We start from the raw sequence: 16780 nt of genomic DNA, 5'->3' as shown, positions 1-16780 counted from the left end.
TAATATAACCGGTTACAAAGGTTGAAGAAGCTGAATCATTTACGCATTTTATTTATTAGCCATGAATAAAATTCTTCAAATCAAGATGTTAATTCCTGCTCTTCTGGCAGGAATTCTTTTAGGGTGCAGTAACGATGATATCGATACTGCACCAGGGGAAGTGCATCCGGTTCAAATTCCTGCACGGATTTCTGCCGGAACCAATGATTTTGCTTTTGATTTTTTCAAAAATCTTCAGGAAACTGAAACGGCGGATGCTAATTTGTTCGTATCGCCGCTAAGTCTTCACATGGCGTTAGGAATGCTTCTGAATGGAGCTGAAAATGAAACTGCTACGGAAATTCTTAAAACGCTGAAAATGGAAGGTGTTTCGCTTTCTGAGCTTAATGATGCCTACAAAACACTTTTGAATGATATGCCGGTTGCAGACTCCAAAGTAACGCTTGGACTTGCCAATTCGGTCTGGTTCAGAAATAATGTTCAGGTTGAAACCGATTTTAAAAATGTATTAAACCAGTCATTCAACGCAGACGTTACCTCGCTGGAATTTAATAATGCCGCATTGGGTAAAATTAACCAGTGGGCTAGTGATAAAACCAACGGGAAAATTAAAAAAGTGCTTGATCAGCTTGATCCTGACGCTGTTTTGTATTTATTGAATGCGCTGTATTTTAAAGGAGATTGGGCAGCAAAATTCGATTCTAAAAACACTCAGGATAAAGCGTTTCATCTTCAAACCGGAACGGACACGAATGTGAAGATGATGTATAATAATGATGACTATACCGCCGGGAGCTTTGATAAATATTCTGCAGTGAAGCTTCCTTATGGCAATGGCCAATTTGAAATGACAATTGTATTACCTAAGACAGGAACAGTAATAACGGATCTTTTAAATTCCTTTACAACAGCGGAATGGGGCAAAATCCAGTCCTCGCTCGGAGAGCAAAAAGTGAATGTTGGTTTGCCGCGTTTTAAACTGGATTATAGCGTAATGCTAAATTCAACGTTGACAAAAATGGGAATCAATAAAGTTTTTACAAGTGCGGCAGAATTTGGCAAAATAAGTAAATCAGCTGCAACAGCGGTAAGTTTTATAAAACAGGACACTTATTTGGGCATCGACGAAACAGGTACGGAAGCGGCGGCGGTAACGACAATAGGTATGGTTGGTTCTGCGGGACCTACCGAACCATTGCAAATCATCTGCGACCGCCCTTTCGGTATAATCATCAGCGAAAAAACATCAAATACAATCCTTTTCATGGGAAGAATCATGAATCCGGACAGTAAATAGCTATTAACTGTCAGGAATTGGCCTTTGGCGAAAGTTCCAGACATTGAAGAAATTAAGGTGTTGCAGGTTAAAAATTAGTTTTTGGCAAAGTGGATCAATTATCCACCGTAACGCCTAATCGCTAAAAGCCAACAGCTAAAAGATAATAAACGTTGGTGTCAATCGACGTTTTCGGGGTGCGTTATCGTCCGCTGGCTTTGCTTGCGGACGATTTTGTTTTAGGCAGCTTCATGGTTTTGGCCAGATTAAAAATGCGCTCCGCCAATTTGATGTCAGCGACCCTAAAATTTGAAAACACCAAGCCGAATTCCGGTGACGAATACTAAATTTTAAAACCTATTCCATTCATTTTCAGACGAATTTGTAAAAAAGGTTACAACCTTTTTTACAAACATTGTGTCTTAGGATAAAACTGAGAAAAAATATAAACTCAGATCACCTAACGAAAAACGCTTCGGTCATGAAAACACAACTACTTCCACTGATTATCGCCGTCTTTTCTTTTGGATTATTTTCCTGTAATGACCAATGTAAAGAGACGCGCATAACGCGAAGGCTCACTCCCTTTACCCGATCGCTTGCTGAGATCAGAAGCAGTGTAAAAGCGGAATCAAAACGGGAATTGGTCCGGCCGGGTAAAATTTATACCAAAGGTAATTATCTGTTTATCAATGAAATAAAAGAAGGGATTCATGTGGTTGATAATAGCGATCCAACCAATCCAAAATTTATTTCCTTTATAAATATTCCTGGCAATGGCGATATCGCTGTTCGTAACAATATTCTGTATGCAGACAGCTATTCAGATCTTGTTTCGCTGGATATTACAGATCCTGCCAATGCAAAGGAGGTGGGACGGGTGCAAAATGTTTTTCAGTTTGGGCAATTTGATGGTGTAAGCTGGTCTTTGATGGGACAGAATAGTGCTGAGGGATTCATCTCAATTCAGGATTTTACAGTTGATTTTGTAACGGAAACTGTGACGACAAGCTGCGAGGAAAATGTTTCGCCTATAATGCTTACATCGTTTGACTCTGGGTTCTTGTCGTCTGCTTCATTCAATTCTTCCGGATCTGCTTCTTCGGCTCAGCCTAATGGCCAGGCTGGATCTATGGCGCGTTTTGCCTTATATGACAAATTTTTATATACCGTCCAGCAAAACCGGTTGCACTTATTCAATATATCAAATCCATCGCAGCCAACCGACTTCACCACGGTTAACACAAATTTTAATATCGAAACCATTTTTCCCTATCAGAACAAACTTTTTCTTGGAACAACAACAGGAATGATCATTTTTGATAATTCAGACCCTGCTGCTCCAACACAGATTTCAGTATTCCAGCATGGGCGGGCTTGCGATCCTGTGGTTGTACATAACGACATCGCGTACGTAACCCTGCGAACGGGAACGGCTTGTCAGGGAACGCAAAATCAATTAGATCTGGTGGATGTCAGTAACCCCGCCAATCCCAAATTGATCAAAACCTATCCGATGGAGAGCCCGCATGGTTTAAGTATCGATTTCCCGACTTTGTATTTATGTGAAGGAGATAAAGGTTTGAAAGTTTTTGACGTGGCTGATAAAATGGAAATTGATAAACATCAGATCTCGCATTTTAAAGATATTGATGCTTATGATGTTATTTCCCTTGGCAAGACATTGATGCTGATCGGCAAGGATGGGTTTTATCAGTTCGATGTAACAGATCCAAAAAATATTCGTGAACTGAGTAAAATTCCGGTGAATAAGGCCATTCCATGATTGCTGTGATCTATTGAACTATTTACTCACCTTCAAATCACATAAGCACGATGAAAATTCTTTTTTCTCTATTCATATCAATACTTACTTTAAATTCTGCCAACGCTCAGGATGTCGTGGTTAAAAACAGGTTTGTTAACCACACGGAATTCGGAGGGTTATTTGGGCGGGTTAAATATTCAAACGGCTCTCAGCAAAATACGGTAGAAAGCAGAACCAGCCTGACACTCCAGACTTTTAACGGAATACAATTAAGCAGAAAATTGGGTGCCGGAATAACAATTGGCGCTGACTGGTATAAAAGTGCGCTGATAAATCCTGTGGCAGCCGGAATCCGTTATGACCTTTCAGGCAGGTCTAATGCCCGTTTCTTCGTTATTGCTGACGCTGGTTATGGTTTTACATGGCTTCATCAGGATTCAGACGGATATAAAACTAAGGGCGGCTGGATGGTTAATCCCGGTATCGGGCTGAGAATCGGGAATGTAAGCACATCTTCTTTCACACTTTCGCTTACTTATAAAAGACAAGAAGTTTCCGCTGAAAAGCCATTGCTCTGGAATCAGACTGAACGTAACGAAGAACGCGTTTATAACCGGATTGCAGCCAGGATTGGGATAAGTTTTTGAGTGGGATTTGTTATCAGTAATAAATTGAAATTCAATTTGGTGTGAATATTGATCCCGTTTGTAAAAATATTTCAGACGGGATTTTTTTCATACGGTTACACATCTTTTTTTATTAAATTCAATTTGATTTTAAAGAAGTCATATTTTCTTATATACTCAACGTCTTGAAAAATATAGTACTGTTAATGCTGCTGATTGGCGGATTCTGGTCTTGTAAAGATCAATGTACCGAAACCAGGATGGTCATACGCGACGTGCCGGTGGCACATCCGTTTTCTGAAATCCGTAATAGTGTTAAGTCCCTGCCAGCCCGGGATATAAAGGATCCTGGGAAAGTTATTATAAATGGGAAATATCTGTTTGTCACTGAAATAAAAGAAGGTATTCATTTGATAGATAATAGTGATCCTGCAAATCCAATTCCTGTTTCATTTATTCAAATTCCGGGAAATGGAGATTTTACAGTCAATGGAAATATACTTTATGCAGACAGTTATTGTGATTTGATTTCTTTGGATATAACGGATCCTGGTAATGTCAAAGAAATTGGCCGCTCAAATGAGCTGTATAAGTTCGGCTGGTTCAATGGAATCTGGTGGTCGGTTGAGTACGGCGGACTGTTTTTTAATGAATACAAAAAGGATACAATTACGGAAACGGTATCTGTTGATTGTGAAAATAATACGGTTGAACCGGAACCATATGTATATATTGACAGAGCTAGTCCTGAGGCATTAACACATGCAAAAACGCCACCCAGATTCTCTATTCAGGACAAATACATGTATAGTTCCTCAATTGATCTTCTTGAAATTTTCAATTTGGATAATCCGGTCAATCTGAAACCTGTTTCTTCAATTGTCTTAAATCAGGCAAATTTTGCCTTTTCTTCCTATCAAAATAAATTGTTTATCGGGAAAGCTTATGACCTGGCTATTTACGACAGTTCAAATCCTTTGGAGCCCAAATTTGTTTCCCGATTTGACTCTGTAACTGCATGCGATAAAATTGCCATACAAAATAATATTGCATACATCGCGCGACGAAATGGTCTTATTTGTGGAGGTGAAAATGAGCTCAGACTTTTTGATATCAGCAATATCAGCGCACCACGTTTTATTAAAAAATATGCAATGGACGGCCCTCGCGCACTGAGTGTGGATTTTCCTATTTTATTTATATGTGAAGGCGTTAAAGGATTTAAGGTTTTCGACGTAAGTGATACCGCCACAATCGATCAGCATTTGCTTTCCTATGAAAAAGATATTCAAGCAAACGATGTCTTTATTTCAGGAAAAAAAGTAATCATCACTGCAACCGACGGAATTTATCAGCTGGATGCAACGGATCCCAGAAACCTTCGCCTGCTTAGCAAAATCCCTTTCAAAAAGAGCTAGTATTACTTAACTTTTAGTTTGGACTGCAAGAGCTGGCTTTGGAGCAGACGGATTTTTATCAAAAACCTCAACATTTTTAATAAACATAGCCTCGCCTCTATGATACCAGTTTCTGAATTTTTCGGACTGGTCGATGTGATGTGGTAGATAATCCAGCAATACAGAAAGATTGAAGCTTTTTGAAGTTACACCGGCGCCGGAAATAACGCCGTCCAGCGCATTACATTCCTGCTCATAATGGTTGGGAACCGGAACCATCATCACAGGTTTCCCAAGATACATGGCCTCACAAACGGATTCGAATCCGGCCGTGGTCACCAGCGCACGGCAGCTGGCCAGCATGGATAGATACTTCTGGCTGTTGATCCTGTGAAATGTGAGCGTTTCATCAATTTTATGTTCATCCGGAACGTCTGCCTTGTCCCAAAAGCATTGCAGACGTATCTCCGGATGTTTTTGGTGCCATGCTATAATTTGCTCGCTCAAACTATGATGGGTCATGTACACCAGGAAAAAATCTTCTTTCAAAGGATACAGATCCCGGACTTCTTGTCTCAAAAGTGGTGGCACCACAATCAGTTTTTCATCAGGCAGTGATTCCATTTCCCGGAACGACAAAGCGAGCCTTTGACTTGCTTTCCAGGAAGCAGCTTTGGAATTAAGATTGATCAGTATGCGGCTGATGCCGCTGTTTTTGGGAGAAGTAAAATCAGGATGGAGAATTAAATATTGATGCGCGACACAGATCATCGGTATTTTAGTACCGTACAAGACATTGTATAGGCCGCTGTATGTCTCGTAAAAACTTATGATCAGATCCGGCTGAATGTCGCGGATCGTCTGGTGTATATAGCGTAAGCTTTTGATGTATTGCGGAAGATGCGTAACCAGACTTAGCAAAGTCCGTTTTACATTCATGCCGCCACCGTTGTAAACGATGCTGGGTGCATTGAAATAATATATAGAAGAATGAATTTGTTCTTCAAAAAAGGAAGGAATGAGCCGCCCTACCGCACTGCCAACCATTGCGCCAACAATGTCATGACCAGCTCCGCGAAGGATCTGGCTCATGGATATCGCCTGCGTTAAGTGTCCCCTTCCTTCACCCTGAACCAAAAACAAAATCTTCATATGCCGTATCAGATCATTCGTCTTTTATCATCGCCTAAAACAATCCCGGTGAAAGCAACCTGCTTGTCGACGGTCGGGAAAGTATCGATCCGGGATGTTTTGACCACTTTTTCTTCGGCAGGTTTTTCATCATAATGCTGCTGATTGTAATAAATAAGATTCCAGTTTCCTTCAAAATCTTCAACCAGTGCACTTAATGTTTCCACCCAGTCGCCCGAATTCATATAAGTAATTCCATTGATATCACGGATGGCCGGATGATGGATATGTCCGCAGATCACACCATCGCAATCACGTGAGCGGGCAAGTTCTGTCAGTTTTTCTTCAAAATCCGACATGTAGTTCACCGCCAGTTTTACCGACTGTTTTATTTTTTGCGAAAGAGAAAAATAAGGTAATCCTCTCCAGGCGCGGTATTTATTATAAAATTTGTTTACCCAAAGCAAAAACGTATAACCGATATCGCCCAGGTAAGCAAGCCATTTCAAGTTTGTTGTAATGGAGTCGAAAACATCGCCATGCGTAACATAAAACCGTTTTTCAGAAGAGTTAAGGATATAATCTTTTCTGATCTGGAAATGTTTCCCCAGACGCAGCGGAATGATCTGATCCAGAAAGTCATCATGATTTCCACGGATGTAGATCACCTTGGTTTTGTTTTCCTCGATCATTTTCAAAACCCTTTTGAAAAACATAGTGTGCTTCCGTTTCCAGACACCATATTTTTTCAGCTGCCAGGCATCAATAATATCACCATTCAGGATAAGCTTTTTGCATGAATAGCTTTTCAGGAAATTGGTAACTTCTTCTGCCTTGGAACCACCTGCTCCGAGGTGTAAGTCAGAAATAATAATCGTTCTAAAATGAGTTGTTTCTCCCATGTTACAAATATTCTCATTTCATGTTACCTGGATGTTACTTACAGGTTATCAGTTGATTAAGATTCAAGATAAACTAGTTCTACAAATCTGGTGTAGAATATAAATAATAATACTTCTAAGTATAATAATGGTAAATAAAGGATTCTCTATATTTGAATGCAGCAAACTCACCTGACCGATGAAAATACTACTTTTGATTTTTGTTTTAACTGGCTATCAAGCCCTTAGCCAGACAGTTTACCAGTCAAGCGATGTAGAAATACCTGCCACTCCTTCTGGTGGGGCTGGTCTGCTTAATCAATTTATTGCTTCCAATCTTCAAATACCTTTTCAATCTTCGATTAAAGGTGTTAAAGGAAAAGTTTTTGTCAAAGGTGTTGTGGAGCCGGACGGAACCATGTCGGGATTGGAGATCATAAAGGGTATTGATTCACTTTGCAACCAAGAGGCAATACGTGTGATGAGCCTTTACAAAGCCTGGAAACCGGCAGTTTTGAAGAATGAAAAAGTTCGGCAAACGGCGGTTTACCATTTGACTTTTGATGCTGCTCCGCTGGAAAATTTTGATAGTACAAGATGGAGTTTTATCCATTATTACAACGATAAATTTAGCGTAGTCAATGATCCTGCTCAATATCATTACAGGAGTATTATGCCGCTTGACGAGCGTGGGATCGTAAAAGGCGATATCATTTATGAAGAATTAACGGGAGGGAAATGGAAAAAGGTATCCACAATTCCTTTTGTAAGGAAAGAGCTCTGGTATCGTGTAAATGGAGAAGCAGGAGTTGACTCAGTAAAGGCCTACCAGTTGTCGGCCGAAAATAATTACGAAACGAGTTATATACCCTTTCTCACATTTCAGATGAATGGTAAACTTTTGTCTCATATAGAGTACTTTTCTATTGGCAAAATGGCACTTAAAAAATCTTTCTATCTGACCGGAATGCTTAAAGAAATGGAAACATTTTCGGACAGCAGCAGCATCCGCCTGGCTTATTTTAACAATGGACAGCTGAAAAACATCAGTGAAAATCCGAAAGCAAATGTGGCGCAATACAAGGAAGGGAAAATCCTGAGCGCCTGGACCTACGATGGCAGGCAAATGGTCAAAAACGGGAATGGCTGGTGGAAAAATGTGACTTCTGTATATGAAGGAAGCCAAAAATTATTGATCGAAGAAGGACAAGTCGTTGATGGTTTAAAAAATGGAAAGTGGATCGGTAAACTTGCTGACAGCACACTTTATTACAATGAAATATATGATGTTGGAAAGTTAAAAGAAGGCGCCTCGTTTGTGAACGGGGAAAAGGTTGTTTACAAAGAAAGTGCTGTACAGCCGCAGTTTGAGGGTGGTATTAAAGAGTTTTACCAATTTCTTTCAAACAATATCAATTACCCGCCGGATGCTGCTAAAAAGGGGATTTCAGGCAAAGTCTTTATTTCTTTTGTGGTTTGTGAAGATGGAAGTTTATGCGATTACAAGCTCATAAAAGGGGTTCGTGATGATATTGATCATGAAGCACTTCGGGTTGTCAAAAGAATGAGCGGAAGGTGGAAGCCAGGTGAAATACGCGGGCAAAAAGTTCGGGTGAAGTATAATTTGCCGGTAAATTTTGCACTGCAATAAGTTCTATTTGAGTTCACTGTAAATCCTAAATTAATTTAAGTATAAATGAAAGTAATAATTCTCCCCCTTCTATTTATTTCCTTGACAATAAACTCCTTTGCACAAATTTATCAAAGTACGGAGGTTGATAAAGCAGCTGAGCCAGTCGGCGGAAAAGAAATTTTTGATCTTTTTATTGCTGCCAATCTTCGAGTCCCTCTTACCCTGGCTTCAAAGTCCAGTGATCAGGAAGTTTTAATTACTGCAACAGTTGAAGTAGACGGAAGTACTTCTGATTTGAAGATTTTAAAAGGAGTTGACAGTTTATGCAATGCAGAGGCTATGCGTGTAATAAATCTTTTTAAAGCTTGGAAGCCTGCTTTGCTTAAAGCTGTTCCGGTTCGTCAAGCCGTTACAATTCCGGTAGGGTTTAAAACGGAGCTGAGAATGGATTATGACCCAGACCAAAAAGCCCTACTAACTTATTTCGATAAAAACAGGTCAGAGAGTTATAATATTGAGAAATCTAAATATCGAAGACGAATTCCTGTTGATGTATTTGGGATTGTGAATGGAAATGTTGTATACCAGGAGAAAAATGGCGATGAATGGAAGGACGTATCAATTGTTAAGGTAGAAAAAGAAGAATTTTGGGAGAAAATCTATGAATCTCGAATAGTAGATTCTGTAAAAGCTATTCGCATTAATATTTCCCTTCAGGAAAAAGAGACAATCTGGAAACAAATTGCTGTGTTACAACAGAATGGTAGTTTATTATCTCTTCAGCAATTTGCTTCTAAAAAAAATCCGATCAGGAACTATTACTATCTCAATGGATTACTTAAAGAATTAAGGGCTTCTCAAAATGAAATGGTAGAAGTAACAGGTTGGCACAATAACGGGCAATTGGCAACTATCGTCCTTATCCCACCGGTATACAAAAACCCATTTATTTATGTGATTACAGATGTTCGGGAGCGTAATGGCGATCAACAAGTTATTAATGGAAATGGATATGTGTGTTTTCCCTCTGAAACTTATACTGTGCAAGGCATTGATGGTTGTGGAGCAGTCAAAAATGGTCATAAACAAGGTATATGGAAAAACGGCAATAACCTGGATACAGGGACGGAAAACACAAAGAAAGGAGCCCTTTACTTTGAGGAAAATTATGAAGATGGAATCTTAATTAAAGGAACATCTTTTGCTGATGGCAAGAAATATGAATATACGGAAGTCGAAGCTCAGCCTCAGTTTTCAGGAGGATTTTCAGAGATGTATAAATATTTAGGAAGGAATACAAAATATCCCAAAGATGCTGCCAAACTCGGTGTTCAGGGAAAAGTTTATACTTCATTTGTTGTGGGTGTTGATGGATCTGTTGAAGATGTAAAAGTGGAAAAAGGCTTATATCCCAGTCTGGATGAAGAAGCACTTCGGGTAATCAGAGGTATGAATGGTCAGTGGATGCCAGGTATACAGCGCGGAAGGAAGGTAAGAGTCAAGTATGCGTTGCCTATTATTTTTGGATTATACTAATAACCACTCATCCAATCCCAAAGCCAATCAAACGCTTTGGGATTTTTTTGTAACAATTTATATTGAAATATGATTTTCATTTGATAACATTGTGATATCATTTTAATATCACAATAAAGCTATGAATGAAAAAGAATTACGCTCGATGTCAGGCTTTTTGCTATTTGCGATTGGTTTGATCATGTTATTTGGAGGTATCATTTTTTCGGTCGTTGAAGGGCGTCCTAATTTTGGTATTCTCGTTTCGATCATTGGATTTATTATTCTGATTGGATTAACTGTCATTAACCCGAATGAAGCTGTGGTAACCACATTTTTTGGGGATTACATGGGAACAATGAAACAAAGCGGTTTGCGCTGGGTAAACCCTTTGTTCCGCAGAAAAAAAATCAGTCTGCGTGCCAGAAACCTGAATGGTCAGAAATTAAAAGTCAACGACAAACTTGGTAACCCGATTGAAATCGCGGCCGTTGTCGTGTGGCGCGTAGGTGATACTGCCAAAGCTTCTTTTGAAGTGGATGACTACACCAAATATGTGGAGATCCAGTCCGAAGCTGCGGTGCGTCATTTGGCCGGCGTATATGCTTACGATACCATGGAAGCGGAAGAAGTAGAAATTCCGGAATTCACCTTGCGGGACGGAAGTGGAAAAATCAACGAAATGCTTGAAGCTGAGCTGACTGAGCGGCTGAGTAGGGCTGGAGTGGATGTTCTCGAGGCACGTATTAGTCACCTGGCTTATGCGCCGGAAATTGCCGGAGCTATGTTGCAGCGTCAGCAGGCGTCTGCGGTTGTGGCTGCGCGCCGTCAAATCGTGAATGGTGCCGTTGGTATGGTGGATATGGCTTTGGCAATGCTTTCGGAAAAAGGAATTGTAAACCTGGATGAAGAACGAAAAGCGGCGATGGTTTGTAATTTATTAGTCGTTTTATGTGGTGAAAAATCAGTGACACCCGTATTGAACGCCGGAACTTTGTATCCTTGATATGGCAGAAAAAAAAGCGTTCGTTTTACGGATTAATCCTGAAATGCTGAAAGAACTGGAAGCGTGGGCGCAGCAGGATTTTAGAAGTCTGAACGGACAGATCGAATATCTGCTCAGTGATGCTTTAAAAAAACAAAAGCGTTCACGTGGAAAAGATACGAAATCAGATTTTGAGTCGGAGAATTGACTGGTAATCAGTATTGAAATAAGCGGGTTTTGGCAAAACAATTTACCAAAACTCGCTTATTATTATTGTATTATGATCAGCGCGTCGGAAATTGCAAAGCAAAGTGTTAAAATTGCATTAGCAATTGTTCGTATAATATTTATTTATATCTATTCACAAATGAAGCATTTGATCAAAGCACTAGTCTTTGTAATTATTTCCTCCCCTTTATTTGCACAAATCCCTGCCAGTTTTCAATGGTTGCCCGATGGCAGCGGTTACAGAGATGTGGCAGAAGGTGAAATTTTTGAAATTAAACTTCCTGGCAACGAGCCAAGAACGCTTGTTTCAAAACAGCAACTGACACCAAAAGGCTCGGACAAAAACTTATCGGTACGCAGTTATACTTTCAATGACGCCGGTACGAAAGTTTTGATCTATACCAATTCAAAAAGAGTCTGGAGAAGAGATACCCGCGGCGACTACTGGGTTTTGGATCTGGCGACTAACAACCTGAAACAACTGGGAAAAGGCCGTCCGGAATCATCACTGATGTTTGCAAAATTTTCTCCTGACGGAAAAAAAGTGGCTTACGTCAGCAAACACAATATCTATTCAGAAGATCTTGCAACTGGTGTCATCAAACAAGTCACGCTGGATGGAACGGATCGCGTAATTAACGGAACGTTTGACTGGGTTTACGAAGAAGAATTCGATTGCCGTGACGGATTCCGATGGAGCCCGGATAGCAAGACAATCGCATACTGGCAGCTTGATGCACGTAAGATCCGCAACTTCCTGATGATCAATACAACGGATTCAATCTATTCTTATACCATTCCTGTTGAGTATCCGAAAGTTGGACAAACGCCGTCACCTTACAAAATCGGTGTGGTGGATGTGGTTACTGCCAAAACAAAATGGATGAACATTCCGGGTGACCCGCAAAATACCTACGTGCCACGCATGGAATGGGCTGGAAGCGCCAATGAGCTGGTTATTCAGCAATTGAACCGGAAGCAAAATGTCAGCACTTTGTTTTATATCAATACAAAAGATGGCGTTTCAAAACCATTTTTCACAGAAACCGACAAAGCATGGATCGATATCAAAAGTCGGTGGGCAGACGGAAACGAAGGCTGGGACTGGATTGCTGGCGGAAAGGAATTTGTGTGGGTAAGTGAAAAAGATGGCTGGAGACATTCGTATCGAGTAAGCCGTGATGGGAAAAAGGAAACTTTGATCACCTCCGGAAAGTATGATGTGATCACGCCTGTTTTGATCGACGAAAAAAATAACGCTTATTATTTCACAGCATCACCGGATAATGCGACTCAGGAATATCTGTACCGTGCTTCCCTGGATGGAAAAGGTGAACCACAGCGTTTATCGCCAACAGATCAGGCAGGAACGCATAGTTACGAAATTTCGCCTTTGGCAAAATACGCGACGCATAGTTTTTCAAACGCGCACCTGCCTTCCATGATGGAGTGGATCACGTTGCCGGATCATAAAGCAGTGGATCCAAATAATTCGATCAGTGAGAAAATGATGCGGATCCGCCCGGCGGCTATGAATATTGAATTCTTCAAAATCAAAACTGCTGAAAATGTTGAGGTGGACGGATGGATGGTGAAACCGGACAATTTTGATCCTGCCAAAAAATATCCGATCGTATTTATGGTCTATGGCGAGCCAGCATCAAGCACCGTTCACGACAGCTACGGCACGGGCAGAAACCGTCTTTACACGGGAAGTATGGCTAAGGATGGATATATCTATGCCTCTGTGGATAACCGTGGAACACCTTCGCCAAAAGGAAGTGCGTGGAGAAAATCAATTTACCGGAACATTGGTACAATTAACATCAACGATATCGCCGGGGCAGCAATTTCCATGTTCAAACAATATGCTTTTATAGATACAAGCCGTGTTGCAGTACATGGATGGAGCGGTGGAGGTTCTTCTACTTTAAATCTTTTGTTTAAATATCCGAAGGTTTTCAAAACCGGAATTGCGGTAGCGGCAGTGGGAAATCAGCTGACTTATGATAACATTTATCAGGAGCGCTATATGGGTATTCCTCAGGAAAATCTGGAAGATTTTGTAAAAGGATCACCGATCACAAACGCTAAAAATCTGGAAGGAAACCTGCTGTATATTCATGGAACAGGTGACGATAACGTGCATTACCAAAATGCAGAAATGTTGGTAAATGAATTGATAAAATACAACAAAGTGTTCCAGTTTATGCCTTATCCAAACCGTTCACACGGGATTTTTGAAGGTGAAGGAACATCGCTTCATTTAAGAACATTGTTCACTGATTATTTGAAAAAGAATTGCCCTCCGGGTGCGCGATGATACGTTATGCTATGAGATTTAATACGAAAAGCCCGGCGTCCATCGTCGGGCTTTTCGTATTAAAATAGTTCTATAGGGTTTATTCTTAGAAATTCCTGCCAGGGCAATCCGGTGTCTCCTATCAGATAAATCTTTTTTGGTTGAAATTGTTTTTGAAAAGCAGCCATTCCGGAAGAGGATTGTTTTGCCCCACTTTTAACTTCAATACCGACAATCTGATTTTTATATTCAACTACAAAATCTACCTCCTGATCTCTGTCGCGCCAATAATATACCTTGTAATTTTCGGAAAGGGAATTGTTTAACAAATGGGTGCCGACAGCAGATTCAACAATACGTCCCCATTCGGTAGGGTCAGACTTGATCTGTAAAAAGTTTTCTGCTCTTTGAGCACTGATCAACGCAGTATTATGAACCTGAAATTTTGGGCTGGAAGATTTTTTTCTGATAATGTCAGCTGCATATTTTTCAAACCCGGCCAATAATCCGGCTGTATCAAGCAGGTTGAGATAATGAGAAAGGGTTGTTGTATTTCCGGCATCCTGCAATTGTCCCATGATTTTTGTGAATGACAAAATCTGACCGGAATAATGGCAGCCCAATTCAAACAGCACTTTCATCAATGCCGGTTTGGCAACCCGGGACAACATGAGGATATCGCGGTTAATACTGGTTTCAATCAGCGAATTTGTAACATAGGACTTCCAACGCTTTTCATCGTCTATTAATTCTGCTGAACCTGGATATCCTCCAAACCAGGCATATTGATCTGTGGACCAATGAAAGGCCGTGTGCATTTCCTCATAAGACCAATGTCCCATGTAGATGGTTTCAAATCTGCCAGCCAGAGATTCAGTTAAACCCTGTTGTAAGAGAAGTCGGGATGACCCAAGAAGAATAACTTTGATATTTCTTTGTTCACGTGTATCGGCGTCCCATAACAGCTTGACTTTCTCACTCCAGTTACCAATCTTTTGAATTTCATCAATGATCAAAAGAAATTCCTTTTTAGGAGATGGTTTTATTTTTAAACGTGCAATTTCCCACTGCTGTTCAAGCCAGAAAGCATCAGAAATTAGTACAGAATCAGCTGAGACGAAGTGAGAATGAACATCATTATGTTGAAGTAATTGCGAAATAACGGTAGTTTTTCCAACCTGACGTGGTCCCATCAAGACCTGAATAAACCTTCGTGGTTCATTCATTCTTTCTGTAAGTAGTTTTAAATGAGATCGTTCGTACATGCTTCACAATTTGCTCAATGTATTGAGTAAATTTACTCAATACATTGAGCAAATTGTAATTTTCCTATTACTTCGAATAAAGTTTTTTTGCTGCTGCTTCATATTTGTCACCCGAAATCCATTGAGGAGCTGTTTTTCGGTCTGCAATTAATCGAGCAGTGTAGGTATAAGCCTGGCAAAATTTCAATAAGTAATTGAAGTCAACAGTTTCAGGATTGTCAGAAACCTGGTGATAATTTTTCATGATATCACCATTAAATTCTTTGAAACCGGGTGTAAATGTTGGCGCAGGAATTCCTTCTTTTGCAAAACTTACGTTATCTGAGCGGTCAAATAAACCCTGTTCCGGAGACGGATCAGCGAACACACCTAATCCGAAAGCTTTACTGGCAGTTTCAATTTCGGTTTTAGCACCGGTACGGCTTAAACCCATCACAGAGACGATGGTCGTATCATTATATCCTGCTCCGTCTGAGTTAAGATTAAAAATACACTTGTTCAGTGGCAATAATGGATGCGCAGCATAATATCGACCTCCTAACAAACCAACTTCTTCGGCAGTCAGAGCAACAATCAAAACAGAACGTTTCGGCGGATTTTTTGCCAGGGCTTCTGCTGCTGTAAGTAAAGCCACAGTCCCGAAAGCATTGTCGCGTGCGCCGTTGAAAATACTATCTTCTGGTGTGTAAGCTTGTCCGCCTTGTTTTCCTACACCCACATGATCATAATGGGCGGAAAGAAGAATGTATTCACTTTTCAGCGCAGGGTCGGTTCCCTGAATATATCCTGCAACATTATAGCTGTTCACCAATTGGCTTTTTCTGCCGCTGGTTTTAAATGTTACCGTCTGGACTGCACGTAATGCACGAGTTATTTTTGCTTCTTTTCCATTCACCCAGGCATGCGGAATTGATTTTTTAGAGCCATCTTTTGCATCAGCCAAAGCAATTCTTTCACCTGCAAAATAGCGATTGACCATATTCCAGGGCATCGGTGCATTGAATAATTCTATAACGGCAACAGCTCCTTTCTCAGCCGCCAGTTTTCTTTTTTCGGTAGAAGAAGCGATGATTTCAGATGGCGTTTGTACATCAGGCGTTCCGCTTTGCAGCAAAACTATTTTTCCTTTTACATCCAGATCTTTATAATCATCCCACCCTTTGGCAGCATTTTCTAAACCGAAACTAGCATAAACCAAGGGAGCTGTAATATCGGTTGCTTCGCCGTTCATTAAAATCCAGTCCTCCCCATTTTTCAGCTTTTCTTCGCCGGCAAGGATTTCTCCGCCACCATTTGCGCCCATTTTTTCAAAGGGAACATTTTGATAATAGGTTGACGTACCGGATGTCGTATTTCCCGGAACAGGAATAAGGCCCAATTTTCTGAATTGCTCTGCTATATATCTTGCAGCAACCAGATTTCCCTGTTCGCCAGTCCGGCGACCTAAAAGTTCATCGGCGGCTAAAAACCGCATATGTGCTTCTGTGTCTGATTTTTTGATGGAGAATTCGGGGGGAAGAGCGGTTTTCTTTTGAGAGAATGCCTGATAATTGACTAAAAAGCAGGTTGAAATAAGAAGTAGAGGTAATTTTCTCATCGGATCTTGATTTAAGGATTTTAAGATTAAGAGGATTGGTAAAAAAGTAATTTTGTTAATTCCTCTTTTTATTTTTTTGATTGGCATTAACTGTTAACCTTTTAACCAAAGGTAGTAGGTAATTTTTGTCGAAGTTATGAGCAATAACATAATTACGATTTTGAGTAGTTTAAATT

General features: G+C 40.4%; 14 protein-coding genes. 10 read left to right on the top strand and 4 right to left on the bottom strand.

Annotated elements, in window-relative coordinates:
• The first annotated feature begins 61 nt into the window (after window positions 1-61).
• The 5 genes from LXL81_RS27275 (at window position 62) to LXL81_RS27255 (ending at window position 5088) form a co-directional block, all read left to right on the top strand.
• Window positions 62-1297, top strand: coding sequence for a serpin family protein (locus LXL81_RS27275; protein WP_234650915.1), 1236 nt, complete (start codon window positions 62-64; stop codon window positions 1295-1297).
• Window positions 1298-1452: 155 nt separating this feature from the next.
• The gene (locus tag LXL81_RS27270; protein ID WP_234650914.1) at window positions 1453-1623 is read left to right on the top strand and encodes a hypothetical protein; all 171 of its coding nucleotides are present in this window, start codon (window positions 1453-1455) and stop codon (window positions 1621-1623) included.
• Window positions 1624-1757: 134 nt separating this feature from the next.
• Window positions 1758-3062, top strand: coding sequence for an LVIVD repeat-containing protein (locus tag LXL81_RS27265; protein WP_234650912.1), 1305 nt, complete (start codon window positions 1758-1760; stop codon window positions 3060-3062).
• Between the two features lie 50 nt (window positions 3063-3112).
• Window positions 3113-3691, top strand: a complete 579-nt coding sequence (locus tag LXL81_RS27260; RefSeq protein ID WP_234650910.1) for a hypothetical protein — start codon at window positions 3113-3115, stop codon at window positions 3689-3691.
• A 164-nt stretch (window positions 3692-3855) separates the two neighbouring features.
• Window positions 3856-5088, top strand: a complete 1233-nt coding sequence (locus LXL81_RS27255; RefSeq protein ID WP_234650908.1) for an LVIVD repeat-containing protein — start codon at window positions 3856-3858, stop codon at window positions 5086-5088.
• A gap of 6 nt (window positions 5089-5094) precedes the next feature.
• Here LXL81_RS27255 and LXL81_RS27250 read toward each other — a convergent pair whose 3' ends face one another.
• Both LXL81_RS27250 and LXL81_RS27245 read right to left on the bottom strand, forming a co-directional pair.
• Window positions 5095-6219 carry a glycosyltransferase family protein gene (locus tag LXL81_RS27250; protein ID WP_234650907.1) on the bottom strand — a complete coding sequence of 375 codons (1125 nt, stop codon included), beginning with the start codon at window positions 6217-6219 and terminating at the stop codon, window positions 5095-5097.
• An 8-nt stretch (window positions 6220-6227) separates the two neighbouring features.
• Window positions 6228-7100, bottom strand: coding sequence for a UDP-2,3-diacylglucosamine diphosphatase (locus LXL81_RS27245; RefSeq protein ID WP_234650906.1), 873 nt, complete (start codon window positions 7098-7100; stop codon window positions 6228-6230).
• 178 nt (window positions 7101-7278) lie between these two features.
• Between LXL81_RS27245 and LXL81_RS27240 the strand changes: the two genes are divergently transcribed.
• The 5 genes from LXL81_RS27240 to LXL81_RS27220 all read left to right on the top strand — a co-directional run bounded on the left by LXL81_RS27240 (window position 7279) and on the right by LXL81_RS27220 (window position 13763).
• Window positions 7279-8730: an energy transducer TonB gene (locus LXL81_RS27240; protein ID WP_234650904.1), complete on the top strand. Its 1452-nt coding sequence runs from the start codon at window positions 7279-7281 to the stop codon at window positions 8728-8730.
• 45 nt (window positions 8731-8775) lie between these two features.
• Window positions 8776-10248, top strand: coding sequence for an energy transducer TonB (locus LXL81_RS27235; protein ID WP_234650902.1), 1473 nt, complete (start codon window positions 8776-8778; stop codon window positions 10246-10248).
• Window positions 10249-10369: 121 nt separating this feature from the next.
• Window positions 10370-11233, top strand: coding sequence for an SPFH domain-containing protein (locus LXL81_RS27230; protein ID WP_234650900.1), 864 nt, complete (start codon window positions 10370-10372; stop codon window positions 11231-11233).
• A gap of 1 nt (window position 11234) precedes the next feature.
• On the top strand, window positions 11235-11420 hold the full coding sequence (locus tag LXL81_RS27225; RefSeq protein ID WP_234650898.1) for an Arc family DNA-binding protein: 186 nt from the start codon (window positions 11235-11237) through the stop codon (window positions 11418-11420).
• A gap of 159 nt (window positions 11421-11579) precedes the next feature.
• Entirely contained in the window at window positions 11580-13763 is a 2184-nt protein-coding gene (locus LXL81_RS27220; protein ID WP_234650896.1) for a S9 family peptidase, read from the top strand.
• Between the two features lie 59 nt (window positions 13764-13822).
• Here LXL81_RS27220 and LXL81_RS27215 read toward each other — a convergent pair whose 3' ends face one another.
• Together LXL81_RS27215 and LXL81_RS27210 are read right to left on the bottom strand one after the other, a co-directional pair.
• The gene (locus LXL81_RS27215) at window positions 13823-14968 is read right to left on the bottom strand and encodes an ATP-binding protein (RefSeq protein WP_234650895.1); all 1146 of its coding nucleotides are present in this window, start codon (window positions 14966-14968) and stop codon (window positions 13823-13825) included.
• 106 nt (window positions 14969-15074) lie between these two features.
• Entirely contained in the window at window positions 15075-16604 is a 1530-nt protein-coding gene (locus LXL81_RS27210; RefSeq protein ID WP_234650892.1) for a M28 family peptidase, read from the bottom strand.
• Window positions 16605-16780 lie beyond the last annotated feature (176 nt).

The organism is Dyadobacter sp. CY356 (assembly GCF_021440195.1).
Taxonomy (GTDB): domain Bacteria; phylum Bacteroidota; class Bacteroidia; order Cytophagales; family Spirosomataceae; genus Dyadobacter.
Note: the sequence above shows the minus strand (reverse complement) of the source record. Positions and strands in the feature narration are given on the sequence as shown.